The organism is Pseudarthrobacter phenanthrenivorans (assembly GCF_036455295.1).
Taxonomy (GTDB): Bacteria; Actinomycetota; Actinomycetes; order Actinomycetales; family Micrococcaceae; genus Arthrobacter; species Arthrobacter phenanthrenivorans_C.
This window is the reverse complement of the sequence record NZ_JAYXNX010000002.1, coordinates 143,577-167,704: the sequence shown is the minus strand read 5'-3', so window position 1 is coordinate 167,704 and position 24,128 is coordinate 143,577. Positions and strand designations below refer to the sequence as shown.

Below are 24,128 nucleotides of genomic sequence, written 5' to 3'. Positions count from 1 at the left end.
GAGGAGGGCTGTGGACCACGTCGATCCCCGGCGCCTGATTCCCCGCACCAACGACCTGCTGGCACTCCCTGCCGTCCGCGATGCCCGTACCCGGCTGAACGAGCGTGTGGTCCGCGAACTTGTCCGGGACATCCAGGGGCAGGCCCGGCGCGGTGACCTGCTTCCGGGCCAGGTTGAGCCCGTCCTGCTGGCCGCCATCGGCCGCCGCACGGCGACCACCCTGCGTCCGGTCGTTAATGCAACCGGTGTCATCGTCCACACCAACCTGGGGCGGGCACCCCTTTCGGCGGCTGCGGTCGACGCTCTCATCGCAGCCAGCGGTTATGTTGACGTGGAACTCGACCTGGCTGACGGAAGCCGCTCCCGCCGGGGCGCCGGGGCCCGCGGGGCGCTGCTCGCCGCCTGTCCCGCCGCCGAGGAAGCGCTGGTGGTCAACAACGGTGCAGCTGCGCTGGTACTGGCCACCACTGCCCTGGCCGCCGGCCGGGAGGTGGTGGTGAGCCGGGGCGAACTCGTTGAGATCGGTGCCGGCTTCAGGCTCACAGACCTGATGGAATCGACCGGGGCAAGGCTTCGGGAGGTGGGCACCACCAACCGCACCCACCTGCACGACTATGCCGGAGCCCTCGGCCCCGACACAGGCTGCGTCCTCAAGGTCCATCCGAGCAACTTCCGGGTTGACGGTTTCACGTCCGCTGTTCCGCTGCACGACCTGGGCCCGCTGGCACAGGCAAACGGGATACCCCTCGTGGCCGACCTTGGCAGCGGACTGCTGGTTCACGACCCGCACCTCCCTGATGAACCCGATGTTGCCACCGCCCTGGCTGCCGGGGCCGACGTCGTCATCGCCAGCGGCGACAAACTGCTGGGCGGACCCCAGGCAGGCCTGCTGCTGGGCCGCAGGGAAGTCATCACCCAACTGGCCCGCCACCCCCTCGCCCGTGCCGTCCGCGCCGACAAACTCGCCCTCGCAGCCCTTGAGGCGACCGTCGCGGGCGGCACACCGCCTGTCGTTCAGGCGCTGCACGCCGACGCCGGTCACTTGCGGCGCCGCACGGAGCGGCTGGCCGGTGAACTGGGAGTACCGGTGGTGCCGCATGACGGCAGGGTAGGCGGCGGGGGAGCCCCCGGTTTTCCCCTGCCCGGTTGGGCGCTGCGGCTCCCCGAAGGGCTGGCGCCGCTCCTGCGCACTGGTGATCCTGCCGTGCTGCCGCGCGTCCACGACGGCTCCTGCCTGATCGATCTGCGCTGTGTTCCCGCCGCGGACGATGACCGGATACTCGAGGCGGTTCGGCGCGCACTGGAAACCCTCGACGTCGCGACTGCAGGCAGGGCGGGCTGAGCGTGCACGTCGTTGCCACCGCCGGGCATGTGGACTCCGGCAAGAGCACCCTTGTTCGCGCCCTCACCGGCATGGAGCCGGACCGTTGGGAAGAAGAACGGCGCCGCGGGCTGACCATCGACCTGGGATACGCCTGGACCACGCTGCCGTCCGGACAGGATGTTGCGTTTGTGGACGTCCCCGGCCACGAGCGGTTCCTGGGCAACATGCTGGCCGGAATCGGGCCCGCGCCCGTGGTCTGTTTCGTCGTTGCCGCCGATGAAGGCTGGCAGGCGCAGTCAAGCGACCACAGGGACGCCGTGGCGGCTCTTGGGATCGAACATGGCGTAGTGGTCCTCAGCCGGGCGGACCGGGCGTCCAGCCGGCGCGTGGCAGAGGTCCTGGCACGGACCCGCGTTGAGCTGGCAGGAACTGGCCTGCGGGATGCCCCCTCCGTTGCCGTGTCCGCCATCGACGGTACCGGGCTGCCTGACCTTCGTTCAGCGCTCGACGGCGTCCTGGCCAGCGTGCCTCATCCCACCACGGAAGGGCGGGTCCGGTTGTGGGTGGACCGCTCGTTCACAATCACCGGTTCCGGCACTGTGGTGACCGGAACGCTGGCAGCGGGAACGATCGTCCAAGGCGACCGGCTGAGCCTGCTGGGGCACTTTGGTTCGCGGCCCGTCGTCGTCCGCGGCCTGCAAAGCCGTGACACCTCATACCCTTCCGTGGCGCCGGTCAGCCGTGTTGCCCTGAACCTGCGGGACGTTTCCGCTGCTGACGTTCGCCGCGGGGACGCGCTTCTCACCCCCGACGCGTGGCCTGCCACCGGCGTCGTGGGCATCCAACGGAGCACCGGCGTGGCCTACACGGATGTGCCGGAGCAGCTCATGGTCCACGTTGGCACCGCGTCAGTGCCGGCCCGGCTGCGTCCGTTCGGCGCCGACCACGCCCGGCTCGTCCTTGACCGCCATCTGCCTCTGGTCCTGGGCGACCGGCTGGTGCTCCGGGACCCCGGCAGCCGCTCGGTGCTGGGCGGAGCACGTATCCTCGACGCCGATCCGCCGGAATTGCGGCGGCGCGGTGACGGCGCCCACTGGGCCCAACGGCTTGCGGGCATGGACCCGGCCGGAGACGTGCTGGGGGAGGTGGCAGCCCGCAAGGCCGTGCAGGTGGAACATCTGCGGCGGCTCGGACTGCTGTCCGGCAATGACTCCGGGGCGCCCCCCGGGGTCAAGGTCATCGATGACTGGTGGGTGCACGCTCCCGTCCTTGAGTCCTGGCAGCACCAGCTCCGCAACGCCGTGCAGGCCCTGCAGGAACGCGACCCCTTGGCTCCAGGCCTGTCCATGGGCGCGGCCCGGGACCTTCTTCGACTGCCCGATGAGAGGCTGCTTGCCCACGTCATCCGCGGGGCTGCCCTGGTACAACAGACAGGTCACATCAGGCTGCCTGGCAGCGAGGGCAACCTTGGCCCCATCGAAGCGGCAATCGCGGAATTGGAGCGTCGGCTCACCGCCCATGCGTTTAAGGCCCCGGAATCCGAGGAGCTGACCGCACTGGGCTTAGGCGTCCGGGAGCTGGCTGCCGCCGAACGGACGGGCCGCCTGCTGCGGCTGCGTGATGGCGTAGTGCTGCTGCCCACGGCTCCAGCCCTTGCCATGCGCACCCTCGCCGCCCTGGAACAGCCCTTCACCACCAGCCAGGCACGCCAGGCACTGGACACAACCCGCCGGACCGCGGTTCCGCTGCTGGAGCACCTCGATTCGCGGGGGTGGACGGAGCGGTTGGACGCCGGCCACCGCAAAGTGGTGCGCTGACAGTACGGTTAGGGGCGGTCACTCCCGGCCTGCCTGCTGGACCCGGCGCAGGATATCGTCGACCACCTGGGGGAGCGGTACGGTGGCATCGATGGCCGTGCCACACGCCGGGATCTCCTCCCGCGTTTCATGCAGGTGTTCAATCAGCTTCCGTTCCGCCTCCCGCCCGCCCCATTCGTCCCGCGGACGCGCGTCAAGGCGGCGCTTCAGGGTCTCCCGGTCCACTTCGAGCACGAAGACGCCATCGAACAGGTCGATGAACTCGGCCAGGTTCCTCGACCCTCCGCAGAAGAACGTCACTGCCTCCTGCCGGTCTGCAGCCAGCGCCCTGACGTCGTCCACCCGCCACAGGTGGTGACGGTGCGCGGAGACGCCGGTGACGTCTGATACTGGTTCACCCGTCAGCGGGTCGCCCTGGTAGGCCAGTTCCCGGTCGCCGTTGACGGCGTGGTAGCCGCGCCGCCGCAACTCGTTGCAGACCGAGGTCTTTCCGGTGCCTGACCCACCTTCGACGAGGTAGTTCTTTCTGCCCATGCCTGATGATAGCCACGCGGGAGGCGTCGCCCCAGGGTGCAGGGACCCGGACAGGCGGGCAGAACTCCCCATGCCCCTTACGGCCTGCCGCCTGGATTTCCGCCTAGGCTGGTGGGCATGTCGACGCCAACACCCGATCCTGCCACGCCCATGAAGTCCCTGCTGTACTGGCGCAAAAGCATGATCAACGGAGCCAGGACGGTGCCCGTAATAGTCAGCATGGATTCCTCAGGGGTGTTCCGCATGGTGGATGCTGCCGGCGTGAGCGTGCTCGCTTTGCCCGTGCAGCAGGCGTCATTCCGGTTCACCAGCATGGGAACGATGGTGGTCACAGCCCAGGGCCGCAAGTATGACCTGCTGGGCGTTGGGGCGTCCCTGTCCCCGGACCCGTCGCCGGAGCAGAAGGCGGAGATGAAGGCGGCCTCCGACGACTACAAGGACCGCACAGCGCTCAACCGTGCCGGTTCGGCTGGTGCTGCCATGAGCCCTGCGGGGGGATTGGGCGGGGTAGCCGGTGTCGCCGGGAGCGCTTTGATGATGTTCTCCTACTACGAGGGGCTGGAAATCATCAAGGCCTGGCAGGCGGTCCTGCCGGAAACGGGCGCGGCTGTCCAGACGAGCCCAATGAAGGCCGGTCTTTACATGATTCTGGCGCTCTCCGCGGCCATCATCATCGGCGTCGTTATTGCCATCAACGTTCTCTAGAGTGGTCATGGAAAGAAACCAATATGGGAGGACGTTGTGCGCGCGATGATCATGGACCGGATAGCCGGCCCACTGTCCGTTCAGGAGGTCGCCGCCCCGGAGGTGCCCGCCGGCGGCGTAGCAATAACTGTTGCCGCGACCGGCCTGTGCCGGAGCGACTGGCATGCCTGGGCGGGCCACGACGACATCGTCCTGCCGCATGTTCCGGGCCACGAGTTCGCGGGCGTCGTTGCCGCCGTCGGTGCGGGCGTGACCAAGTGGGTGGTTGGCGACAGGGTGACCGCGCCCTTTGTCGAAGGGTGCGGAGCCTGTGAGTGGTGCCGTGCGGGCGCCGCCCAGGTTTGCCCGGACCAGCAGCAGCCCGGATTCACCCACTGGGGCTCCTTTGCGGAGCAGGTAGTGGTCCACGCGGCGGATACGAACCTGGTGGCGATCCCTGACGGCGTCAGCTTCGAAGCGGCAGCAAGCCTGGGATGCCGGTTTGCCACTGCGTACCGTGCACTCACCGGCCGCGCCGGCCTGGCCAGCGGTGAGTGGGTCACCATTGTGGGAGCCGGCGGTGTTGGCCTGAGCGCCGTCATGATCGCGAAGGCGCTCGGCGGAAATGTCGTGGCGGTAGACCGGAACCCGGCCGCCCTCGAGGTGGCGGCGTCCCTGGGTGCCGACCATGTCCTGGCCGCGGACGGGTCAGACGTCCCGGAACGCGTACACGCCATCACTGGCGGAAGCCATGTCTCCATTGACGCCGTCGGCAGCGAGCAGACCTGCGCGGACGCACTCCTCAGCCTTCGCCGCCAAGGCAGGCACGTCCAGATCGGACTCCTCCCGCCCGTTGACGGCCACCCCCGGGTTCCGATGGCCCGCGTCATCGCCTGGGAACTCGCGGTCTTCGGAAGCCACGGCATGGCTGCGGCAGACTACCCCGGAATGCTTGCCCTGATCGAGTCCGGGGCGCTTGAACCGCAAAAGCTCATCGAGCGGGTGATCGGGCTGGATGAGGCTGCGGGGATGCTGGCTCGTTTCGACACGGCCAACGTGGCAGGCATGACGATGATCGATCCCACACGGTGACGCGGCCGGTCCGGACTGGGTGGTTTGATTAGTCGGTGCTCCGTGTAAAACGCTTTGTGGTCTTCAGCCTCTTCGTGGCGTGCGTCAGTGCGGCTTTCTCGTTCTGGCTTGTGCGGCAGCCCGGGGCGGAAGCCAGCGCGGTCATGGCCGCGCCGCCGCGGGCAGCGGTCAAGCTCGCTGCGGGGGCGCCGGGCATCACCACCGCCGTGAATGTGACGTCCAGCCCGGATGCGCAGTGGCTTGCCGATGCTGCCGCGCAGACGGACATCCCTCTCCGCGCCCTGCAGGCCTACGTGAACGCGGCAGCCACGGCGAACATTTCCAATCCCGGCTGCGGAATCGGCTGGAACACGGTAGCCGCCGTGGGCTTCGTTGAATCGGGCCACGGAAGCCATGGCGGTGGCTCCCTGAGTCCCACGGGGCAGGCGAGCGGGGCCATTGTGGGTCCCAGCCTCAACGGCGCGGGTTTTGCCGCCATTCCGGATACCGACGGCGGTGCACTCGACGGCGACCCGCGCTGGGACCACGCGGTGGGACCCATGCAGTTCATTCCCTCCACGTGGCGGCTTGCGGGAAGGGACGGGAACGGCGACGGAATAGCCGACCCCTTCAATATCGACGATGCCGCGCTCAGTGCGGCGGACTACCTCTGCGGCCACGCCCGTGACCTCACCACGGCACAAGGGTGGACTGACGCCATCTACTCCTATAACCAGTCCGACGCGTATATCCGCCAGGTGCGTTCCCAGGCCACCACCTACGCCGCCGCAAAGGCAGGATCGGCCCGCTAGGTCCACGGTCCCGCGGGGGCGGCATGCTTACGGACTACCCGCTCCGCGCAGGTCACTCCGGCAGCCAGTTGACGGGCAGTGACTTCAGCCCGTAGACGATGCTGCTTTCCATCCGTTCCAACTGGGCGTCCGGGGCCACCGAAAGCCCGGGAAAGCGGGCCAGCAGGGACTCCAGGGCAATCCTGGCCTCAAGCCGTGCCAGTGGCGCGCCGAGGCAAAAGTGGATTCCGTGGCCGAACGCAAGGTGCCGGTTCGGGTTGCGGTCGACATCGAATTCCGCCGCGCGCTCGAATTGCTGCTCATCGCGGTTGGCTGACCCGATCCAGGCCACAAGGGGCGCGCCCGCCGGGATTCTCTGGCCGCCAAGAACCGTCTCTGCTGCCGCCACCCGGTACATGGACTGGACCGGTGACCGGAAGCGAAGCACTTCTTCCAGGGTCTGGGGAATTAAGCCGGGCTCGTCCAGGAGCCGCGCGTGGATGCCGGGCGACTCCGCAAGGCACAGGACGGCGTTGCCGATCAGGTTGGTGGTGGTCTCGTTGCCGGCCACCAGCAACAGGCTGCAGAAGCCGAGAAGTTCGGGCACCGTCAGTTTTTGGCCCTCGATCTCCGCGGCCAGGAGGCTGCTGATCAGGTCGTTGCCGGGCCGGCTCCTGCGCTGGTCGATCAGGGCCAGAAAGTATTCCACCATTTCCGAGGTGGTGGACTCCTGTCCTTCGCCCGCAGGAGCCGTCCGGGTCTGGCTAACAACCACATCTGACCAGTGCTTGAACCGCTCCCGGTCTTCGGCGGGAATGCCCATCAACTCCGAGATGACAATGACGGGCAACGGGTAGGCCAACTCCCGGATCAGGTCTGCGCTGCCGCCACCCGTCGTCATCGCGTCCAGGAGCTCGCCGGTGAGGGCGGCGATGCGCGGCGCCAGCGCGTCAACGGCCTTGGGGGTGAAAGCTTGCGTGACCAGCGAACGCAATTGCCGGTGCCGTGGCGGATCGGTGGTGATCAGGCTCGCTGAGAACAATTGCCCGGTACCGGAGGGGTTCCCGCCGCCCATGCGCGAGGAAAAGGTTGCGTGCTCGGACAACACCCGCTGAACATCGTCATAGCGGAACACGTGCCAGCTCCCGGATTGGTCATCCTGGAAAACCGGGGCCGCTGCCCGCATCTGTTCATAGTGCGGAAAGGGGTTGAGCGGGTACTGGGCGGACTGGGTGACATCCATGGTGGCCTCTCTGCACACCTGGCGCCTACTGCGGGCATAAAAGGCGCAAGCCCTTGACTGACTGACCGTAGAACCTCGATCCTAGCCAATGCCTGCTGCGGGGTCATTAGTTTCGCAGCCCCAAATCCGGCCCTCTGTGGGCTGCGCTACCGCCGGGCAGGAGCGGCCGGGAGAACCACGCCAGGTTTTGTGCTAGCCAATTTGGGTCCTCTAAGGTTGATGCTCGATGAAAGCCCCTGAAGAGACATCCGATCAGTCGCCCGCCATCTCTCCCCGTGGACCCGTGTTCGTCGATGCGTCAGGCCGGCGGCTCCGGCGGGTCAAGATGATCGGCCTGGGGGTCGTCGGACTTGTGGCGGCGTACGTCATCCTCGTACTGGCCGCATTCATCGGCGGTTCCGGGGTCTCGGCACCATTCCTTCCCCTGCCCGCCGCCGCCGGGCCCCGCGACACTCCATCAAGCACCCCGTCTGTGGATCCACGGGCCGGCTTGACCGGGCCCGCCGTTCCGATCGTTGAGCAGTCCCCGGCGGCCGTCCCGGAGCCTGTCTCTGCTGTTACTGCCGTGCCTCCGGTGGCAGGTACCGCCGTCGCACCCGCTGCGGCCGCCGCCCCGGCGGCGCCTGCCGCTGCTCCTGCCCCGGCCCCGGCCCCGACCGCGGCCCCCGCTGCGACGTCCGGAACCGCCACCGGCTCCAATGCAACTGCCCCCGGCTCCAGCGGAACAGCGCCGGGCGCCAGCGCCACCACCGCCCCCGGCGCGAGCGGCTCCGCCCCGGGCCAAACCATGGAACCGGCGGTCACCGAACCGGCCACCGTGATTGTCCCCGCCTATAACGAGTCCGCAGGCATTGAGGCCGCGGTGCGCTCCATCCTTGCCTCCACCCATCCAGTGGAAATCATCGTGGTGGACGACGGCTCAACAGACGGCACGGCCGACATCGTGGAGGCCCTCGGCCTGCCTGGCGTGACCGTCATCCGCAAGGAGAATGGCGGCAAACCATCGGCCCTGAACGCCGGAATCCAGGCGGCCAGCCACGATCTCGTGGTCATGGTGGACGGTGACACCGTCTTCGAACCCGATACGGTCCGTGCCCTCATCCAGCCCTTCGCGGATCCCAGGGTTGGGGCCATTTCCGGCAACACCAAGGTGGCCAACCGCGGTGGCATCCTGGGCGCCTGGCAGCACATCGAGTACGTGGTGGGCTTCAACCTGGACCGCAGGCTGTTCGACGTTGCCGAATGCATGCCCACCGTCCCCGGGGCAATCGGTGCCTTCCGGCTCCACGCCCTCCGCAACGTCGGGGGCGTCAGCGATGACACGCTCGCCGAGGACACCGACCTGACCATGGCACTGTGCAGGGACGGCTGGCGCGTCGTGTACCAGGAGGACGCCAGGGCCTGGACGGAGGCACCCGCCACCCTGGGCGCACTGTGGCGCCAGCGGTACCGGTGGTGCTACGGCACTTTGCAGGCAATGTGGAAGCACCGCGGTGCCGTTGTGCAGAGTGGGGCGGCGGGCAAGCTGGGCCGCCGCGGGCTCGGTTATCTTCTCGTCCTGCAGGTGCTGCTTCCCCTGTTCGCGCCCATCGTCGACGTCTTTGCCCTGTACGGCCTGATCTTCCTCGACCCGCTGCGGATCGGCGCGTTGTGGCTGCTGTTCCTGGCGGTCCAGCTGCTCATGGCCGCTTATGCCTTCCGGCTCGACAAGGAACGGCTCGGACCGCTCTGGACACTTCCCCTGCAGCAGTTCGTCTACCGGCAGCTCATGTACCTGGTGGTTATCCAGGCAGTTGTCACCGCTGTGGCCGGAGTGCACCTTCGCTGGCACCGGATGGAAAGGTACGGCAGCCTGCGCGTCCCGCAGACCCAGGGCCAGGGCTAGGGTAGGTTCGTTCCTATAGGATTCGTGGCTCCCTGATAGGGCTGCCGCCACCTAGCCGCTTCACCGTGGCGGCAGGCACCCTGACTGCAAAGGAGCTCCGTTGGCTGTCGAACTTACCAGTGGCGCGCTGGAGTGCCTTTTCACCGGCTCGGTATGGGCCGAGGGGCCTGTGTGGGTGCCGTCATCGCAAACCCTCCGGTGGAGTGACATCCCGAACGACCGCATCCTTGAGTTCGACCCGGCCACCGGGAAGACCCGCGAATATGCCGCCGGCGTCGAATACACCAACGGCCGCACACTGGACGCCGATGGCAGCGTGGTGCAGTGCAGCCATGGCCGGCGCCGGGTGGAACGCGACACCGGGGGTTCCGTCACCGGCCTGGTTGACTCGTTCAAGGGCCGGCAGCTCAACTCACCCAACGATGTGGTGGTTGCCCGCGACTCGGGTATTTGGTTCACGGACCCGCCCTACGGCATTCTTCCCGGGACAAAGGAAGGCCATGAGGGGGAGCAGGAATACGGCGGCTGCTATGTCTTCCGCTTCGAGCCGGCGTCCGGAACCCTCACGGCGGTGGTCACAGATTTGGTGCATCCCAACGGGCTGGCCTTCTCACCCGATGAGTCCGTCCTTTACGTGGCTGACACCGCCGGCCGCCGTTACGGGGTGCCGCTGCGGATCGCCACCTACAGCGTGTCCGACAGCCGCTGCGGTCCACGCACCGGCACCCTCGAACTGGAGGACGACCGTCCGGCGGACGGTCTGAGGGTGGACGTTGACGGCAGGATCTGGACCTCCGCCGGCCCGTCGGTCCGGATCTATTCGCCGTCCTTTGAACTCCTGCACACCATGGAAGTGCCGGAAACGGTGGCCAACCTGTGCTTCGGCGGCCCCGACGGACGGGACCTCTACATCACGGCGACCACCAGCCTGTACCGGATCCGCACCACCACCACGGACGCAGCCCGCCGCAACTTTCCGCCCAACCACAACTGATCGCGAGGACAACCATGCAGTACCGAACCCTTGGCCCCAGCGGAACCATCGTCACCAGCTTCGCCCTGGGCACGATGACCTTTGGTGCAGAGGCCACCGAGGAAACGTCCCACGCCATCCTGGACGGCTACTTCGAAGCGGGCGGCAACTTCATTGACACAGCCGACGTCTACAGCGCAGGGGTCTCGGAGGAGATCATTGGCCGGTGGCTGGCCCAGCGCCCGGAGCAAAGGGACAAAGCCGTCATCGCCACCAAGGGGCGCTTCCCCATGGGCACGGCACCGAACGACGTCGGAACGTCCCGCAGGCACCTGGCCCGCGCCTTGGATGATTCCCTCCGCCGCCTTGGCGTGGAACAGATTGATCTGTACCAGATGCACGCGTGGGATCCGATCACCCCTTTGGAGGAGACCCTCCGCTTCCTGGAGGACGCGGTACGAAGCGGCAAGATCGCCTACTACGGCTTCTCCAACTTCCTGGGCTGGCAGCTCACCAAAGCCGTCCAGGTGGCCCGCAGCCAGGGCTGGAACCCGCCTGTCAGCCTGCAGCCGCAGTACAGCCTCCTGGTCCGGGACATCGAATTCGAGATCGTTCCGGCTGCCCTGGACGCCGGAATCGGACTGCTTCCGTGGTCCCCCCTTGGCGGCGGCTGGTTGTCCGGCAAGTACAAGCGGGACCAGCGCCCTTCCGGCGCCACCCGCCTGGGGGAGAATCCCAAGCGCGGCATGGAGGCGTGGCAGGCCCGCAACGACAACCCCCGCACGTGGGCCGTGATCGATGCCGTTGAGGACATTGCCTCGGCCCACGCCGCAAGCCACTCCCAGGTAGCCCTGGCCTGGCTCGCGGACCGGCCGGCGGTGACATCAGTAATCCTGGGCGCCCGGACTACTGAGCAGCTGGCCGACAACCTCGCGGCAGCCGAACTCACCCTGAGCGCGGACGACATCAGCAGGCTCGACAGTGCCAGCGAGCCGGAGACCGGGGTCTATCCCTATGGGCCGATGGCCAGGGAACAGCGCAGCCGCAAAATGGAGGGCGGGCGGTAGGCTCCGCCCTCAAAGTGGCGGGGAGCCGGGCGCCCTACCCGCCGTGCTTCAGGACGTCCGGCAATTCATCCACGAATACCGTCTGCGGTGGGTCGAAGTAGATGACCAGCACCTCGGCACCCACCGGGAACACGCTGGTCTTGTCGTACGGGTGTGCGTGGAAGGCCATGATGCCCCCAAGGTAGGGAAGCATGACCTCGCCGATGGTGCCCGGGCCAACAAGCCCGGTCACCCGGCCGATCTTGCCGGTCAGGCTCCGGTCAACATTCCTGCGCATCCATTGCTCCTGCGTGTCGGCAGCCCGTAAACGTCCGGTTCCTAGGCGTCCGGGGCCTTGGCTGGACGTTTCCCCTCATCGCCCTTCCGGAGCGCTGACCGGAGGGCCGGCAGGTAGTCACCCGCCTGGGCAAGGATTCCACCCAGCATCCTGTTGACGCCCTCGCCGCCGTTCAGGACGGTCATGTTGCCCACGTGGGCGAAAGGCTCCGCGGCCGCCGCGATGATGGCAGGCATGTTCTCGGCGAGCTGCTGGGAAATGACGGCGTCCTGGTTGGTGGCCAGCGCCTCTGCCCGGGCCTTGATGCCCTCGGCCTCCGCCAGGGCCTTGGCCTTGATGGCGGACGCCCCTGCCTCGCCCTTGGCCCGCGTGGCGGCGGCCTCGGCCTCACCGGTGACCTTGGTGGCTCCGGCAGTGGCGGCAGCAGCCGTGGCATTTGCCTGCGCCTGCAGCTCCGTTCTCCGCGCGTTGGCCTGTGCCTCGAGCTCCGTGCGGCGTGCCAGTGCCTCCGCGGCGCTGATGTCCGCTGCCTTCTGGCCTTCCGCTTCCGTGCGCCTGGCGTAGGCCTTGGCGTCCGCAGGCTTCCGGATGCTGGTCTGCAGCTTCTGCTCTTCGCGGTCCGCTTCCAGTTTGGCAACCTCTGTTTCCTGCACCACCACCTGCTGCCTTGCGGTGGCCTCGGCCAACGGTCCGGCCTGGGCGGCGTTGGCCCTGGCGCGTTCTGCGTTGGCCTGCGCCACGGACTGCCTGATCGCCGACACGCTCTGTGCGTCCGCGATCAGGGCGGCGGCTTCCGCTTCCTTTTCCGCCGCTTCCCGGTTGCGGGTGGCCTCGGCGATTCGGGCTTCCATTTTCACCTGGGCGATGTGGGGCTTGGCGATGTTCTGGATGTAGTCCGTGGGGTCCTGCAGGTCCTTGATCTGCAGCGAGTCCACCACCAGGCCCAGCTTCTCCATTTCCACCCCGCTCGCACTGCGGACCTGGGACGCCAGCTTGTCCCGCTCGCGGATGATCTCCTCCATCGTCATGCTGCCGATAATGGACCGCAGGTGGCCTTCGAAAACGTTATAGACCTGGCTCTCCATTTTTGGCTGCTGTCCCAGGAAACGGCGTGCTGCATTGGCAATAAAAGGCGGAGCATCACCGATCTTGTAAATGACCACACCCTCCACAATTACCTGGATGCCCTGCGACGTAACGCAGGAAACTTTAAGTTCGGTTTCATTCAGGGTCAGTGACAGGGGCCTTACCGTCTGGAGTCCTGGAAGGACCAGGGCGCCCTTCCCGGTGACGATCTTGAAATCCATCCCTTCCCGGGTTTCAAGGGTTCCCCGGGTCAGGCCCGAGATGATCAGGGCCTCATTGGGTTCAGCTACCTTCCACATCAGCTTTGTTGCCACCCAGATAAATCCGACGGCAACAAGCACGCCCAGGATAATGGCTAGAAGCGGGAAGAATGGTGCAAAGTCCGGCATGACCAGGTCCTTTCAATGCCGTGAAACCGGCATCACGGTAAAGCCCCAATAAAAGCAGCCGTCCCTTGACCCGGCCAATAAAGTTCATTCAATTCCGACGCGCCAGGCAGGCTGTTGTAGACAGTCTGGTTCCGCGCAGCCCAAGAGTCCAGAGCAGGGGCGGATTCGGGCCCCGGCGCGGGACAAGGAGTACGACGCCGGCACCCAGGCTCCATGACCCGGCGCGGCTTCTGCGCCGTGCGCCACCGTCACGAAGGGAAGATCTTCTCCATGTACCCAAGCGCCGCGCTGGCCGCCTTCGCCGCGTCCGCTACCTCCGGGCCCAGCCGCCCGACGTCGTCCGGGCCCACGCGCTGGGTGGGGAAGCCCACGCCCAGGACAGCCGCCAGGCGCCCCAAATGGTTGAAGACCGGCGCGCTGATGGAGCCCACATCTGAGTTCCGCTCGCCGAAGGCTGCGAAATAGCCGTCCGCCCGGGCACTGCTGACCTGGGCATCCAGCTTGTCCCATGTATCGGGTGTGGTGGGCGTGTAGCGCGTCAGTTCCGCATCCCTGATCGCCTGGCGGGCTTCCGGATCGAAGGCAAGGAAAATCTTCCCCGGTGCGCCGGCGTGGATGGGCATGACCTGTCCCACGAGGAACGGGCGCATCACCACGTGCCGCGTTTCCGCCACGGCGACGACCGTGCGGAAGGCCCCGTCCCGCATATAGAGGCATGCCGTTTCTCCCGTCCGGTCCCGCAGTTCCTGCAGGATCGGATGGACCAGGCGGACCACATCAAGGCCGAAAGTGCCCGGCGCGGCCCATTGGACCAGCCGCAGTCCGATACGGTAGCGGTCACCGTCCCGGTCGAGGAACCCTTCCCGGACCATGTTCTGGACCAGCCGCTGGCAGGTACTCTGCGGCAGCCCGGTTTGCCGGGCGATTTGCTGGAGCGTGGGCTCCGGTGATTCCACGGAAAAACAGTTCAGTATTTCTGTGACCTTGCGCAGCACCAAGAGGGGTGGTGCGGATCCGCTGGTTCTCTCTGCCGCCAACGCCCTTGTCCCTAGTCTCCAGTGAATATTGGTGGGTGCGAGTGGTAATCATATCCGGCACATCGACGGTCGCGCCGCGCTGGGGAAACCGTTGACATAGGCAACCAGGACCCGCACGATGGGTTGGAGAACCGCAATGCGGGTCCAATGCCTGGCTGCACACCGCTTTTTATCCGTTTCAGAGCGGAGCCGGGCGTTCTGCTACATCAGACCAATGGAGTGATGATGAGTCTTCAAGGAGTGACCCGGGAGCAGGCCGTAAGGCGCGCCACCGTCGCGAGTGTGGTCGGGACGACCATCGAGTGGTATGACTTTTTCCTTTACGGAACTGCCGCGGCCCTGGTTTTCCCCCAGTTGTTCTTCCCCGGGCAGGTGGCCTTTGCGGGCGTGCTGGCAGCCTTTGGAACACAGTTCGTTGGTTTCGTCGCCCGGCCCATCGGCGCCGCCATCTTCGGCCACTTCGGCGACCGGATCGGCCGAAAGACAACACTGATGGCCACGCTCTTCCTCATGGCATTCGGAACAGTGCTGATCGGCTGCCTCCCCACGTACCAAAGCATCGGCGTGGCCGCGCCCGTCCTGCTGGTGCTGCTGCGCATCATCCAGGGCATCGGCGTCGGCGGCGAGTGGGGCGGGTCTGTCCTCCTAAGCATGGAGTGGGGTGACCAGAACCGCCGTGGCCTGTCCGCTTCCTGGCCCCAGATCGGCGTGCCGCTGGGCTTGGTCCTGTCCACCGGCGTCGTACGCATCACCACGGCCGCAACCGGTGCTGACGGCTTTGTTGCCTACGGCTGGCGGATCCCCTTCATCCTCAGCATTATCCTGATCGGCGTTGGCCTGTTCGTCCGGCTGCGGGTCATCGAAAGCCCCGAGTTCGACGCAGTCCGCAAGTCCAACAAGGTGGTCAAAACCCCCATCATGGAAGTGATCCGCCGGCAGCCCAGGGAGATCCTCCTGTCCGCCCTGGTCCGCACGTCAGAGCAGGCACCGTTCTACCTGTTCATTACATTCGTCATCACCTATGCCACCAAGCAGCTGAAGCTGGACAGCAATTCCATCCTTGACGACACGCTGATCGCAGCGGCCATCGGGCTGGTCACGGTCCCGCTGTTCGGGCGCTTGTCCGACCGTTTTGGCCGGCGGCGCGTATACGGAACCGGCATCGTGCTGACCGCGCTGTTCGCGTTCCCCTACTTCGGTCTGCTGAATACCCGGGACGCCCTCTGGGTGGGCGTAGCGGTAGTGGTCAGCCTGATCCTGCACGACATCCAGTACGGTCCCCAGGCGGCCCTGATTGCCGAGAGCTTCGACACTGACATCCGGTACACCGGCGCAGGACTGGGCTACCAGTTGGCCAGCGTGATCGCCGGCGGTCCTGCACCCCTCATTGCAGCTGCGTTGCTGGCCAACTACGGAAACTCGACGTCCATCTCGCTGTACATCATCCTGTGCTGCATCATCGCAATGCTTGCCCTGATCTTCCTGCCAAGGGGCAAGGGCGCGATGGCCCAGGACAAGGCGGCCACCGCTGCGCCGCGGAGCCTGTAGGACCGGATGCGGACGGACTTCGATCCAGGGCGGCTGGGCCCGCGGGACTTCTACAAATTCCTGACGTCTGTGGTGATCCCGAGGCCCATCGCCTGGGTGTCGAGCACGTCCTTGGCCGGGGTGGACAACCTTGCGCCGCACTCGTTCTTCACCGTCGCCTCCGTGGATCCGCCGGTGGTCCAGTTCACGTCCGTCGGCGAGAAGGATTCGCTGCGGAACATTGAGGCCACGGGGGAGTTCGTGGTCAACCTCGCCCCTGCATCGCTGATCCAGGAGGTCAATGCCACCGGTACCAATTTCAGTGCGGACGTGGATGAGTTTGATGCCGCCGGGCTCAGCCGTGAGCCCAGCACCGTGGTCAGGCCGCCCCGGGTCAAGGAGTCACCCGCGGTCCTTGAATGCACCCTGCACCAAACAATTCGGGTAGGCGATTGCGTCCTGGTGCTTGGCCTGGTGGTGCACGGCTCCGTGTCTTCGCGCGTGCTCAAGGGCAGCCACCCGGATGCGGCCCTGCTCGATCCGCTCTCACGGCTCGGCGGGGATGAGTGGGCCACCCTCGGGCCCATCCAGGACCTGCCCCGGATCCGGGCGTCCCAGTGGCCCGGCTCCTTCAGGCCACAGGGAGGGCACGAAGGAATGGCCGGATGACTACCGTAAGCATTGAAGAAGCGGGACCGGTAGCGACCCTCTCTTTTGGCAGTGGGGAACGGCTGAACGCCCTTGGACGGAACGACTGGCTGGAACTGGGGCAGGCGGTCCAACGGCTGGCGGCTGCACCGTCCCTCCGTGCAGTGGTTGTTCGCGGCAGGGGAGGCGTCTTCTGCGCCGGCTCCGACGTCCGGGAATGGGAGATGTCCCCGGATGCGGACATCAGCCGCACCTTTGTGGTGATCGAAGAAGCGCTGCAGGCACTCGAGGACCTGCCCGTCCCCACCGTTGCCGTTGTTGAGGGCGTGGCAGCCGGCGGCGGCTGCCAGCTCGCCCTCGCCTGCGACCTGCAGTTGCTCACTCCGTCAGCACGCATCGGCATGCCAGTCGGACGCCTGGGACTGCTGGTGCCGGCCTCCTTCGCCAACCGCCTGGCCCTTCGAATCGGCCCCTCCCGGAGCAAGGACCTCCTCTTTGGCGGCCGCATGCTGACAGCCCACCAGGCCCTCGACATCGGGTTGGTCACTACGGTGGCCCCTGACGATCACGCAGACGCGGCGCTCGCAGCGATCCTGGCCGCCTGGGGAGAGGGCTCGGCCGGGTCCCTCAGGGCGTCCAAGGCCGCCGTGAACGAGGGTTTGCGTCCGCTCACGGAAGCCGGCCGCCTGGCGCCCGCGGGTCCGGCAACGGATCCGGTCGAGTTCCGGGGCCGGGTGGCGCGTTTCCTGGCCCGTCACCGCAGCAGGCCCCAGGCGTCATTCGTAGAGGGCGCACCAGGCCGCGTGGCCCCGTAAACCTCTACTGGCCCCGTAAAACCCACGCCGGCGGCCCTACGCCTGCCCGGGCTCCACCACGGTGATGTCCAACCCCATCCGGTTCGCCCTGCGGAGGCGGCCGGCCAGCACGCTGCGCAGCCCGCGGGTCACCAGCCTCCGCTTTGTCAGGAACCTGAACTCCGGAGTATCCGAGGTCACCACATCCACGATCGGCCGGGCGGCATCGCGGGCGGACTGCCCCCACAGGCCCACCACCACCTGCAGGGCGCCGAGGCGCTGCTGGTAGCCCGGCTGGCAGGCCACCTGCCGCAGGAGATCTGTCTCCACCAGCCCTGGATTCATGCCGTGCACCCTGACCCCCGTGCCCTTCGTTTCCAGCCGCAGCGTCTCGGTGAACTGGCGGACCCAGCGCTTACTCGATGCATAGGCGTTCTGCTGCGCCACGGGCCCGGTGTCGCCCTGACCGTACAGGTTGACCAGGTCGCCGTGGCCTTGGCCCAGGAATACCGGCAAGGCTACCCGCGCCCCGTGGAAAGTCCCCAGGATGTTGGTGTGCACCACGTGCTCGAAGTCAGCCACGGGCGTGGACGCCGTGGGCCCGTACACACCCGACACTCCGGCGTTGTTGATCCAGATGTCCAGTGTTCCCTGGCTGAGCGCTTCGTCGCGGAGCGCCTCCACGTCGTGAAGCGTTGCGGTGTCACACCGGCGCCCGGACGCCGTGATTCCCTCCGCCCGCAGGCGTTGGACGGCGGCAGCAACGGCGTCGTCCGACCGGGACGCCAGCACCACCGCGGCACCGTGCAGGCCCAGCTCGCGTGCCATTGCGAAGCCGAGCCCGCGGCTGGAACCTGTCACCACGGCCACGCGGCCGCGAAGCACTTCGGAAGGGACCACGGGCCGCCGGGAACGCATTCCTCAGTGATACCCGCCGTCATGCAGAAGGGCAAGGGTGATACCTACCGGCCCTGGAGCGCCGCCGCCAGATAGGGTGCGGTGCGGCTGTCGCCGGAACGCGCGACGACGGCAGGGTCACCGGCGGCAACGATCCGGCCGCCCGCGTCGCCACCGGCAGGTCCCAGGTCCATGACCCAGTCCGCGGCGGCCACCACGTCCATGGCGTGCTCCACGACGACCACCGTGTTGCCGGCGTCAACCAGGCGGTTCAGCTGCGCCATCAAGAGCAGGACGTCCGCCGGGTGCAGCCCCGTGGTGGGTTCATCCAGCAGGTACAGGGTGTGTCCGCGCCGGGCCCGCTGCAGTTCGGTGGCCAGCTTGATCCGCTGTGCCTCGCCGCCGGAGAGTTCGGTAGCGGGCTGGCCCAGGCGGAGGTAGCCCAGGCCCACGTCCTGCAGGGTCTGCAGGGAGCGTGCGGCTGCGGGCACGCCGGCCAGGAACCCGGCGGCCGCATTGACCGTCATGCCCAGGACCTCCGCGATGTTGCTGCCCAGGTAGGTGACTTCCAGGGTTTCGGGGTTATAGCGTGAGCCCTGGCATTCGGGGCACGGCCCGTAGCTGCCGGGCAGGAAGAGCAGTTCCACCGCCACGAAACCCTCGCCCTGGCAGGTTTCGCACCGTCCCCCGGCCACGTTGAAGGAGAAGCGTCCTGGTCCGAACCCGCGGCGTTTGGCTTCAGGGGTGGCAGCGAAAACCTTGCGGACGGCGTCGAACAGGCCCGTATAGGTGGCCAGGTTGGAGCGCGGGGTGCGGCCGATTGGTTTCTGGTCGACTTTCACCACGCGGTCGATCCGTTCCACACCGGACACATGCCCTACGGTCACCGGCCCGCTGCCCTCCGCGGGGTCCGGTTCGGGCTCTTCGGCACCCGGAAGAGTATCCGGGCCCCCGCGCACTGCGGCCCCTGCAACCTCGGCCAGGACCTGGCTGACCAGGGTTGACTTCCCGGAGCCGGAGACACCGGTGACCGCCGTCAGGACGCCCAGCGGAAAGGCCGCGTCCAGGTCCCGCAGGTTGTGGCGGCTGATGCCCCCAAGTTCCAGCCACCCGCTGGCTTCGCGCCGGGCGCCGCCGGCGTCGTCTGTCTCTGGTTCTTCCGGCTTTGGAAACAGGAACGGCCGCGTCATGGAGCCCGCCACTGACGCAAGGCCCGGTACCGGGCCGCTGTAAAGCACCTCTCCGCCGTCTTCCCCTGCCCGGGGTCCCACATCCACCAGCCAGTCGGCGCGCCGCACCACATCCATGTTGTGTTCCACCACGAAGACCGAGTTCCCCGACGATTTGAGCTGGTCAAGCACGGTGAGGAGGGGTTCGGCGTCGGCCGGGTGCAGCCCGGCTGACGGTTCGTCCAGCACATAGATCACGCCAAACAGGCCCGACCGGAGTTGGGTGGCGATCCGGAGCCGCTGCATTTCGCCGGGCGAAAGCGTGGGCGTGGGCCGGCCCAGCGCCAGGTAGCCCAGGCCGAGTTCCAGCAGCACGTTGATGCGCTGCAGCAGGTCCCGGGTGATGGCCACAGCCACTTCGTTGGCCTCGGAGGCCTGCTTCCGCGATGCAGTTGCCGCGCTGGCCAGGGCAGTGGTGGGACGGATGATCTCCGCCAGTTCGGCCATGGGCACGGCGTTGAGCCCCGAAATGGTGTGCCCGGCGAACGTTACTGCCAGCGCTTCGGGCCGGAGGCCGGTTCCCCCGCAACGGGGGCACGGGCCGGTCTCCATGAAGCCAACCACCTTCTCCCGCATCGCGGGGCTCTTGGAGTCCCGCAGCGTGTGCATGACGTAGCTCCGGGCGCTCCAGAACCGGCCCTTGTACGGTTTGGCCACCCGGTCGCGCTGGGGCGTCACTTCCACCACCGGCTGTTCCTCGGTGAACAAGATCCAGTCCCGCTGGTCGCGCGGCAATTGCTGCCACGGGAGGTCTACGTCGTAGCCCAAATGAGCCAGGATGTCCCGCAGGTTCTTGCCCTGCCAGGCGCCGGGCCATGCGGCAATGGCGCCTTCACGGATGCTGAGGGAAGCGTCCGGAACCAGCGATGCTTCACTGACCGTGTGCGCAGTCCCCAGGCCATGGCACTCCGGGCAGGCGCCGGCCGCGGTGTTGGGGGAGAAAGCGTCGGAGTCCAGCGGTGCGGCCCCGGCAGGGTAGCTGCCGGCGCGGGAGAAGAGCATGCGCAGCGAGTTGGACAGGGTGGTGAGGGTCCCAACGGTGGACCGGGAGGTTGCGGTACCCCTGCGCTGTTGAAGTGCGACGGCGGGTGGCAACCCGGTGATCTGCTCCACCTTGGGATTGTGGCCCTGTTGGATGAGCCGGCGCGCGTAGGGCGCCACGGATTCGAAGAACCGGCGCTGCGCCTCGGCGTAGATGGTGCCGAACGCCAGGGAGGACTTGCCTGAGCCGGAGACCCCGGTGAACGCCACGATCGCATCACGGGGCACGTCCACATCCACGTTCCGCAGGTTGTTTTCGCGGGCTCCGCGTACCCGGACAAAGCCGTCTTCGGCATGGCCGCCGTCCGGGACGGGCAAAATCAGCGCGGTCAGATGGTCGGCGTTCTGTTTGGCATGCACCGCTTCGACTGTACTGGCCATCCGGGCCATGCGGGAACTTGGCGGAACCTGTCCGGACGGCGCGGACGGATCTACACTGAAGCATTCCGCGACGCTGGCAGGCAGGGGAAGCTGACCGGGGTACAGAGGATCAACTACATATTCGGAAGGGCCGGCCATGGGCAACGCGTCACAGGGAGCTAACAGGGCAGTATCCGAGGCAGCGTCGGCCAGCCGCAGCCCGGCGTTCCGCATGCTGGCCCGGGCCGGATTTGTCTTCATCGGCCTGGTCCATATCCTGATCGGTGCCATTGCCCTGCAGCTGGACCGGGGCCAGGGTGGTGAAGCCGACCAGTCCGGCGCGATCGGCAGCCTGGCGTCCAAGCCCGGTGGCGGGATCCTGCTGTGGGTTGGAGCCGTGGCCTGCGCTGCGCTGGCATTGTGGATGCTCAGTGAGGCCGTTTTCGGTGCACGCTCGGAGAGCGATTCCAAGAAGAAACTGAAGGAGGTTGCCACGGCGGTCGGGAAGGCCGTGGTCTTTGGGTTCCTGGCCTTCACCTTCGCCGTTTTCGCCGCCGGCGGCAGCAAGAACTCCAGCCAGTCGGCCAGCGATTTCACGGCAAAGTTGATGGGTGCCCCCGCCGGGGTGGTGCTTTTGGTTGTTGTGGGACTGGCAATCGTCGCGGCCGGCGTCTTCTACGCCTACCGCGGCGTCTCCCGGAAGTTCATGGAGGATTTGCAGGATCCCGGGAACGCCCGGACCGTGGTTGAGTGGATCGGAACCGTAGGCTACGCGGCCAAGGGCGTGGTGCTCGCCGTCGTCGGCATCCTGATCATCGTGGCGGCCGCAACTGCCGACCCGTCCAAGTCCTCGGGCCTGGACGGCGGCCTGAAGGCCCTGGGATCCCAGCCCTACGGCGTGTTCCTCCTCGCCGCCATTGCCGCCGGCCTCATTTGTTACGGCGTCTACTCCATGGCCCGGGCGCGGTACGGAAAGTTCTAGCCTTCGCGGGTGACCGCGGCTGCCAGCGCCTCTGCCAGGGGGACGTGCAGCGCAGGCCCGTGGCCGGGGAGGACAACCGCGGCGTCCACGCCGGCCAGTTCCCGCAGGCTGGCAAGAGCCTCCGCCGGGTCCGTGTGGTACATCGCGTGCAGCATCTGCGGCCCGGAAATCCGGCTGATGGGGTGGCCGCTGACGAACGCGTCGCCCACGGCGATGGCGCCCGCGCCAGGAAAGAGGATTGCGGCATTGCCCGGCGTATGGCCCGGCAGGGGAATGGCAACAGGACTGCCGGGCAGCGCCTGGAGCGTCTCCGCGTCCCACGCCATTGCGCCCAATGCAGGCTTTGCCGCCAGGGCGCCCGCCCTGATGGCGTGCACCATCCAGCGGAAGACGCGGGGGCGCCATGCCCGCCTGAGGACCTGCCCCAGGGTGACCTGGTGTTTCTCCTTGCCCTGCACGTGGGCCAGTTCCGCGGGCGAGCACAGGACCGGGGTTCCAAAAGACTCGGAGAAGAAGGCAGCGGAGCCGGTGTGGTCCACGTGGCCGTGCGTGACCAGTACGGCCCGCGCGTCCGCCGGGTCCAGGCCAAGGAAACGCAGCGACGCAAGCACGTGGCAGCGGTCCTCGGGATATCCGCTGTCCACCAGGATGAATCCTGTTGGGTCGCGGACCACCAGCCAGTTCGACGCCGGCCCTTCAGCGAAGTAGATGCCTGACGCCTGCTCGGAGAGGCTTGTTGCCGGGTTCCATTGGGTGGGTTGCTGCTGCACGGGTCAAGCCTAGCCCGGAGCGGTCCCACCCCGGACCGTGTCCAGAGGGGTACCTAAGCCCCCTAATGTTGCTGTGCAGTTGCTGTGCATCCTATTGATTCTGGTCACGTTCGCCCTACAGTATTCCCACCATTGCCTACGATGGGACACGGAGACAGGACAGATCGACGGCGGACAGCCCCGGCGGTTCCCGACGATTCCAGGCAGGAGGGCGGCACCAATGCACGACAGCAACATGCTGCAGGGCCACCCTGGCCGGGCTATAGCGGCGGCCGCGGCCGGCCTCCTCCTGGTGGTCACATCCGGAAGCGCGGCCCGGACGCAGCCCCCGGCCACGGCCGCGCCGCCGGTCCGCGTCGTTGTGGTGGGGGACTCGCTGAGCACCGGGCACGGAACGTCGCCCCAGCAGGCGTGGCCCGCATTGATGCGCACGGACCCGGACGTGGCGGGACTGGAAATCATCAACGCAGCCGAGGACGGAAGCGGTTACCTCAGCGTGGGTGACTACAACGGGACCTTCGGCACCCAAGTTGATGAATACGTCACCGCGGACACGGGCATCGTGGTGTTCTTCGGTTCCGAAAACGACCTGGGCTACGCACCCTCCGACTTGGGCGACGCGGCCCTGGCCGCCATGGACCGCGCCGAAACCCTGGCCCCGGAGGCGAAACTCATCGTGGTGGGGCCGCCTTCCTACACGGCAACTCCGGACCCCGGGCTGGTCGACATCAGCGGCGAGCTCAAAGCTGCTGCCCGGCAGGCCGGAGCCGAGTTCGTGGACCCCATAGCGGAGGGTTGGATCAGCGGCGATTTCGAGGACCTCATCGGCCCGGACGGTGACCATCCAACCGTCGCCGGCCAGCATTACCTGCTGGAGCATATCGGCGCCCACCTTGAGCAAACGGCCCCGGCCGCGGCCGTTGCGCTGGGACACGCCGAGGCCCAGTAGCGGGCGTCCCCCGGCGTAGTCCCAGGATCAGCGCCCTAGACCAGAGGCCACGGGTAGCGCATCCCGGTCCTGTCGACGGGTAGCACCTTTTCCTGCAGCAGGCGTTGGACCCGGCGCTGCAGCGCAACCGCCTCGGCGTGGTCCAACAGCTCCGCCATCCCGGCGGGAATTTCCGCGGCGAGGGGCGTGATGTCTTCAAGCAGGGCTTCCGGGATGGGTTCGCCGGCGAAGTCCCAGATCACAGTGCGCAGTTTGAACGCCGCGGAGAAACAGAGGCCGTGGTCGATGCCCCATATACGGCCGTCGGCGCCGCGCAGCACGTGCCCGCTTTTCCGGTCCGTGTTGTTCGCCACGTAGTCGAACAGGGCGATCCGCGCCAGCTCCGCGTGTGTTTCGGGCGCATCGGCGTAGAGGGTGAAGTAATGCTCCTGCTGGTCGCCTTCGATGAACCACTGCAGCGATCCCACCCCAAGCGGCGCGTCCGTGCGCACCACCGTCGCCGGTACCAGGCCCCATCCCAGTGTCTCGCTAAGGAGGTAGGCCGCGCGCTCCCGGCGGTACAGGCCGGCGTCGAAATCCGCGAGCGGCCGCTCCCCGGCCTCAGGCTTGTACACCGCCCAGGCGGAATCATCGGCGCAGGAAAGCTCCACCAGGAACGTGGCATTGCTGCCGCTCATGATCCGGCCCAGCAACTCCACGCGGCCCCCATTGAGGAGCGTCAGCTCCCGCGCCGGCACCGTGCGCTCCGAAGCG

General features: G+C 67.2%; 22 protein-coding genes. 13 read left to right on the top strand and 9 right to left on the bottom strand.

Features of this window, described 5'->3' with window-relative positions; all coding sequences use genetic code 11:
• The first annotated feature begins 10 nt into the window (after window positions 1–10).
• Both selA and selB read left to right on the top strand, forming a co-directional pair.
• Window positions 11–1,342: an L-seryl-tRNA(Sec) selenium transferase gene (gene selA / locus VXJ37_RS03210; RefSeq protein ID WP_331321612.1), complete on the top strand. Its 1,332-nt coding sequence runs from the start codon at window positions 11–13 to the stop codon at window positions 1,340–1,342.
• A 2-nt stretch (window positions 1,343–1,344) separates the two neighbouring features.
• Entirely contained in the window at window positions 1,345–3,141 is a 1,797-nt protein-coding gene (gene selB, locus VXJ37_RS03205) for a selenocysteine-specific translation elongation factor (protein WP_331321611.1), read from the top strand.
• 18 nt (window positions 3,142–3,159) lie between these two features.
• On the opposite strand, the gene VXJ37_RS03200 is transcribed toward selB, so the two are convergent.
• Complete coding sequence (locus tag VXJ37_RS03200) at window positions 3,160–3,675, bottom strand: AAA family ATPase (RefSeq protein WP_331321610.1); 516 nt, start codon at window positions 3,673–3,675, stop codon at window positions 3,160–3,162.
• Window positions 3,676–3,792: 117 nt separating this feature from the next.
• Between VXJ37_RS03200 and VXJ37_RS03195 the strand changes: the two genes are divergently transcribed.
• Genes VXJ37_RS03195 through VXJ37_RS03185 form a run of 3 tightly spaced genes read left to right on the top strand, consistent with a single transcriptional unit; the run spans window position 3,793 to window position 6,242 of the window.
• A complete protein-coding gene (locus VXJ37_RS03195; protein WP_331321609.1) occupies window positions 3,793–4,380 on the top strand; it encodes a hypothetical protein in 588 nt (195 codons plus the stop codon).
• A 45-nt stretch (window positions 4,381–4,425) separates the two neighbouring features.
• Entirely contained in the window at window positions 4,426–5,451 is a 1,026-nt protein-coding gene (locus VXJ37_RS03190; protein ID WP_440589773.1) for a zinc-binding dehydrogenase, read from the top strand.
• A 35-nt stretch (window positions 5,452–5,486) separates the two neighbouring features.
• The gene (locus VXJ37_RS03185; protein ID WP_331321607.1) at window positions 5,487–6,242 is read left to right on the top strand and encodes a lytic transglycosylase domain-containing protein; all 756 of its coding nucleotides are present in this window, start codon (window positions 5,487–5,489) and stop codon (window positions 6,240–6,242) included.
• 52 nt (window positions 6,243–6,294) lie between these two features.
• Here the strand turns inward: VXJ37_RS03185 and VXJ37_RS03180 are convergent, their stop codons facing one another.
• A complete protein-coding gene (locus VXJ37_RS03180) occupies window positions 6,295–7,464 on the bottom strand; it encodes a cytochrome P450 (protein WP_331321606.1) in 1,170 nt (389 codons plus the stop codon).
• Window positions 7,465–7,690: 226 nt separating this feature from the next.
• Here VXJ37_RS03180 and VXJ37_RS03175 point away from each other — a divergent pair, with 226 nt between their 5' ends.
• The 3 genes from VXJ37_RS03175 to VXJ37_RS03165 all read left to right on the top strand — a co-directional run bounded on the left by VXJ37_RS03175 (window position 7,691) and on the right by VXJ37_RS03165 (window position 11,389).
• Window positions 7,691–9,349 (top strand): glycosyltransferase, encoded by a 1,659-nt coding sequence (locus VXJ37_RS03175; protein WP_331321605.1) that lies wholly within the window; start codon window positions 7,691–7,693, stop codon window positions 9,347–9,349.
• A gap of 100 nt (window positions 9,350–9,449) precedes the next feature.
• Complete coding sequence (locus VXJ37_RS03170) at window positions 9,450–10,343, top strand: SMP-30/gluconolactonase/LRE family protein (RefSeq protein ID WP_331321604.1); 894 nt, start codon at window positions 9,450–9,452, stop codon at window positions 10,341–10,343.
• Window positions 10,344–10,357: 14 nt separating this feature from the next.
• A complete protein-coding gene (locus VXJ37_RS03165; protein WP_331321603.1) occupies window positions 10,358–11,389 on the top strand; it encodes an aldo/keto reductase in 1,032 nt (343 codons plus the stop codon).
• Window positions 11,390–11,423: 34 nt separating this feature from the next.
• Here VXJ37_RS03165 and VXJ37_RS03160 read toward each other — a convergent pair whose 3' ends face one another.
• From VXJ37_RS03160 to VXJ37_RS03150, 3 genes are all read right to left on the bottom strand, one after another.
• On the bottom strand, window positions 11,424–11,666 hold the full coding sequence (locus tag VXJ37_RS03160; RefSeq protein ID WP_141941119.1) for a hypothetical protein: 243 nt from the start codon (window positions 11,664–11,666) through the stop codon (window positions 11,424–11,426).
• A 41-nt stretch (window positions 11,667–11,707) separates the two neighbouring features.
• Window positions 11,708–13,141 carry a flotillin family protein gene (locus tag VXJ37_RS03155; protein WP_331321602.1) on the bottom strand — a complete coding sequence of 478 codons (1,434 nt, stop codon included), beginning with the start codon at window positions 13,139–13,141 and terminating at the stop codon, window positions 11,708–11,710.
• A gap of 248 nt (window positions 13,142–13,389) precedes the next feature.
• Window positions 13,390–14,136, bottom strand: a complete 747-nt coding sequence (locus VXJ37_RS03150) for an IclR family transcriptional regulator (RefSeq protein ID WP_331321815.1) — start codon at window positions 14,134–14,136, stop codon at window positions 13,390–13,392.
• A 267-nt stretch (window positions 14,137–14,403) separates the two neighbouring features.
• Here VXJ37_RS03150 and VXJ37_RS03145 point away from each other — a divergent pair, with 267 nt between their 5' ends.
• Genes VXJ37_RS03145 through VXJ37_RS03135 form a run of 3 tightly spaced genes read left to right on the top strand, consistent with a single transcriptional unit; the run spans window position 14,404 to window position 17,168 of the window.
• Complete coding sequence (locus VXJ37_RS03145; protein WP_331321601.1) at window positions 14,404–15,726, top strand: MFS transporter; 1,323 nt, start codon at window positions 14,404–14,406, stop codon at window positions 15,724–15,726.
• 6 nt (window positions 15,727–15,732) lie between these two features.
• The gene (locus VXJ37_RS03140) at window positions 15,733–16,374 is read left to right on the top strand and encodes a flavin reductase family protein (RefSeq protein WP_331321600.1); all 642 of its coding nucleotides are present in this window, start codon (window positions 15,733–15,735) and stop codon (window positions 16,372–16,374) included.
• On the top strand, window positions 16,371–17,168 hold the full coding sequence (locus tag VXJ37_RS03135; RefSeq protein WP_331321599.1) for an enoyl-CoA hydratase/isomerase family protein: 798 nt from the start codon (window positions 16,371–16,373) through the stop codon (window positions 17,166–17,168). Before VXJ37_RS03140 ends, VXJ37_RS03135 begins: the two co-directional genes overlap by 4 nt.
• 36 nt (window positions 17,169–17,204) lie before the next feature.
• On the opposite strand, the gene VXJ37_RS03130 is transcribed toward VXJ37_RS03135, so the two are convergent.
• Both VXJ37_RS03130 and VXJ37_RS03125 read right to left on the bottom strand, forming a co-directional pair.
• On the bottom strand, window positions 17,205–18,065 hold the full coding sequence (locus tag VXJ37_RS03130; RefSeq protein ID WP_331321598.1) for an SDR family NAD(P)-dependent oxidoreductase: 861 nt from the start codon (window positions 18,063–18,065) through the stop codon (window positions 17,205–17,207).
• A gap of 44 nt (window positions 18,066–18,109) precedes the next feature.
• A complete protein-coding gene (locus VXJ37_RS03125; protein ID WP_331321814.1) occupies window positions 18,110–20,647 on the bottom strand; it encodes an excinuclease ABC subunit UvrA in 2,538 nt (845 codons plus the stop codon).
• Between the two features lie 184 nt (window positions 20,648–20,831).
• Between VXJ37_RS03125 and VXJ37_RS03120 the strand changes: the two genes are divergently transcribed.
• Window positions 20,832–21,656 (top strand): DUF1206 domain-containing protein, encoded by an 825-nt coding sequence (locus tag VXJ37_RS03120; RefSeq protein WP_331321597.1) that lies wholly within the window; start codon window positions 20,832–20,834, stop codon window positions 21,654–21,656.
• On the opposite strand, the gene VXJ37_RS03115 is transcribed toward VXJ37_RS03120, so the two are convergent.
• Window positions 21,653–22,426: an MBL fold metallo-hydrolase gene (locus VXJ37_RS03115; RefSeq protein WP_331321596.1), complete on the bottom strand. Its 774-nt coding sequence runs from the start codon at window positions 22,424–22,426 to the stop codon at window positions 21,653–21,655. The genes VXJ37_RS03120 and VXJ37_RS03115 overlap by 4 nt on opposite strands.
• Window positions 22,427–22,646: 220 nt before the next feature.
• On the opposite strand from VXJ37_RS03115, the gene VXJ37_RS03110 reads away from it, so the two are divergent.
• On the top strand, window positions 22,647–23,375 hold the full coding sequence (locus tag VXJ37_RS03110; RefSeq protein WP_331321595.1) for an SGNH/GDSL hydrolase family protein: 729 nt from the start codon (window positions 22,647–22,649) through the stop codon (window positions 23,373–23,375).
• 35 nt (window positions 23,376–23,410) lie between these two features.
• On the opposite strand, the gene VXJ37_RS03105 is transcribed toward VXJ37_RS03110, so the two are convergent.
• A complete protein-coding gene (locus tag VXJ37_RS03105; protein WP_331321594.1) occupies window positions 23,411–24,112 on the bottom strand; it encodes an SCO1664 family protein in 702 nt (233 codons plus the stop codon).
• Between the last annotated feature and the right edge of the window lie 16 nt (window positions 24,113–24,128).

Excerpts from the sequence above, each read along its gene's own strand:
- VXJ37_RS03120 (WP_331321597.1), top strand. The coding sequence starts at position 20,832 with ATGGGCAACGCGTCACAGGGAGCTAACAGGGCAGTATCCGAGGCAGCG.
- VXJ37_RS03190 (WP_440589773.1), top strand. The coding sequence starts at position 4,426 with ATGATCATGGACCGGATAGCCGGCCCACTGTCCGTTCAGGAGGTCGCC.
- VXJ37_RS03130 (WP_331321598.1), bottom strand. The coding sequence starts at position 18,065 with ATGCGTTCCCGGCGGCCCGTGGTCCCTTCCGAAGTGCTTCGCGGCCGC.
- VXJ37_RS03195 (WP_331321609.1), top strand. The coding sequence starts at position 3,793 with ATGTCGACGCCAACACCCGATCCTGCCACGCCCATGAAGTCCCTGCTG.
- VXJ37_RS03155 (WP_331321602.1), bottom strand. The coding sequence starts at position 13,141 with ATGCCGGACTTTGCACCATTCTTCCCGCTTCTAGCCATTATCCTGGGC.
- VXJ37_RS03200 (WP_331321610.1), bottom strand. The coding sequence starts at position 3,675 with ATGGGCAGAAAGAACTACCTCGTCGAAGGTGGGTCAGGCACCGGAAAG.
- VXJ37_RS03145 (WP_331321601.1), top strand. The coding sequence starts at position 14,404 with ATGAGTCTTCAAGGAGTGACCCGGGAGCAGGCCGTAAGGCGCGCCACC.
- VXJ37_RS03165 (WP_331321603.1), top strand. The coding sequence starts at position 10,358 with ATGCAGTACCGAACCCTTGGCCCCAGCGGAACCATCGTCACCAGCTTC.
- VXJ37_RS03175 (WP_331321605.1), top strand. The coding sequence starts at position 7,691 with ATGAAAGCCCCTGAAGAGACATCCGATCAGTCGCCCGCCATCTCTCCC.
- VXJ37_RS03180 (WP_331321606.1), bottom strand. The coding sequence starts at position 7,464 with ATGGATGTCACCCAGTCCGCCCAGTACCCGCTCAACCCCTTTCCGCAC.
- VXJ37_RS03140 (WP_331321600.1), top strand. The coding sequence starts at position 15,733 with ATGCGGACGGACTTCGATCCAGGGCGGCTGGGCCCGCGGGACTTCTAC.
- VXJ37_RS03135 (WP_331321599.1), top strand. The coding sequence starts at position 16,371 with ATGACTACCGTAAGCATTGAAGAAGCGGGACCGGTAGCGACCCTCTCT.
- VXJ37_RS03160 (WP_141941119.1), bottom strand. The coding sequence starts at position 11,666 with ATGCGCAGGAATGTTGACCGGAGCCTGACCGGCAAGATCGGCCGGGTG.
- VXJ37_RS03110 (WP_331321595.1), top strand. The coding sequence starts at position 22,647 with ATGCACGACAGCAACATGCTGCAGGGCCACCCTGGCCGGGCTATAGCG.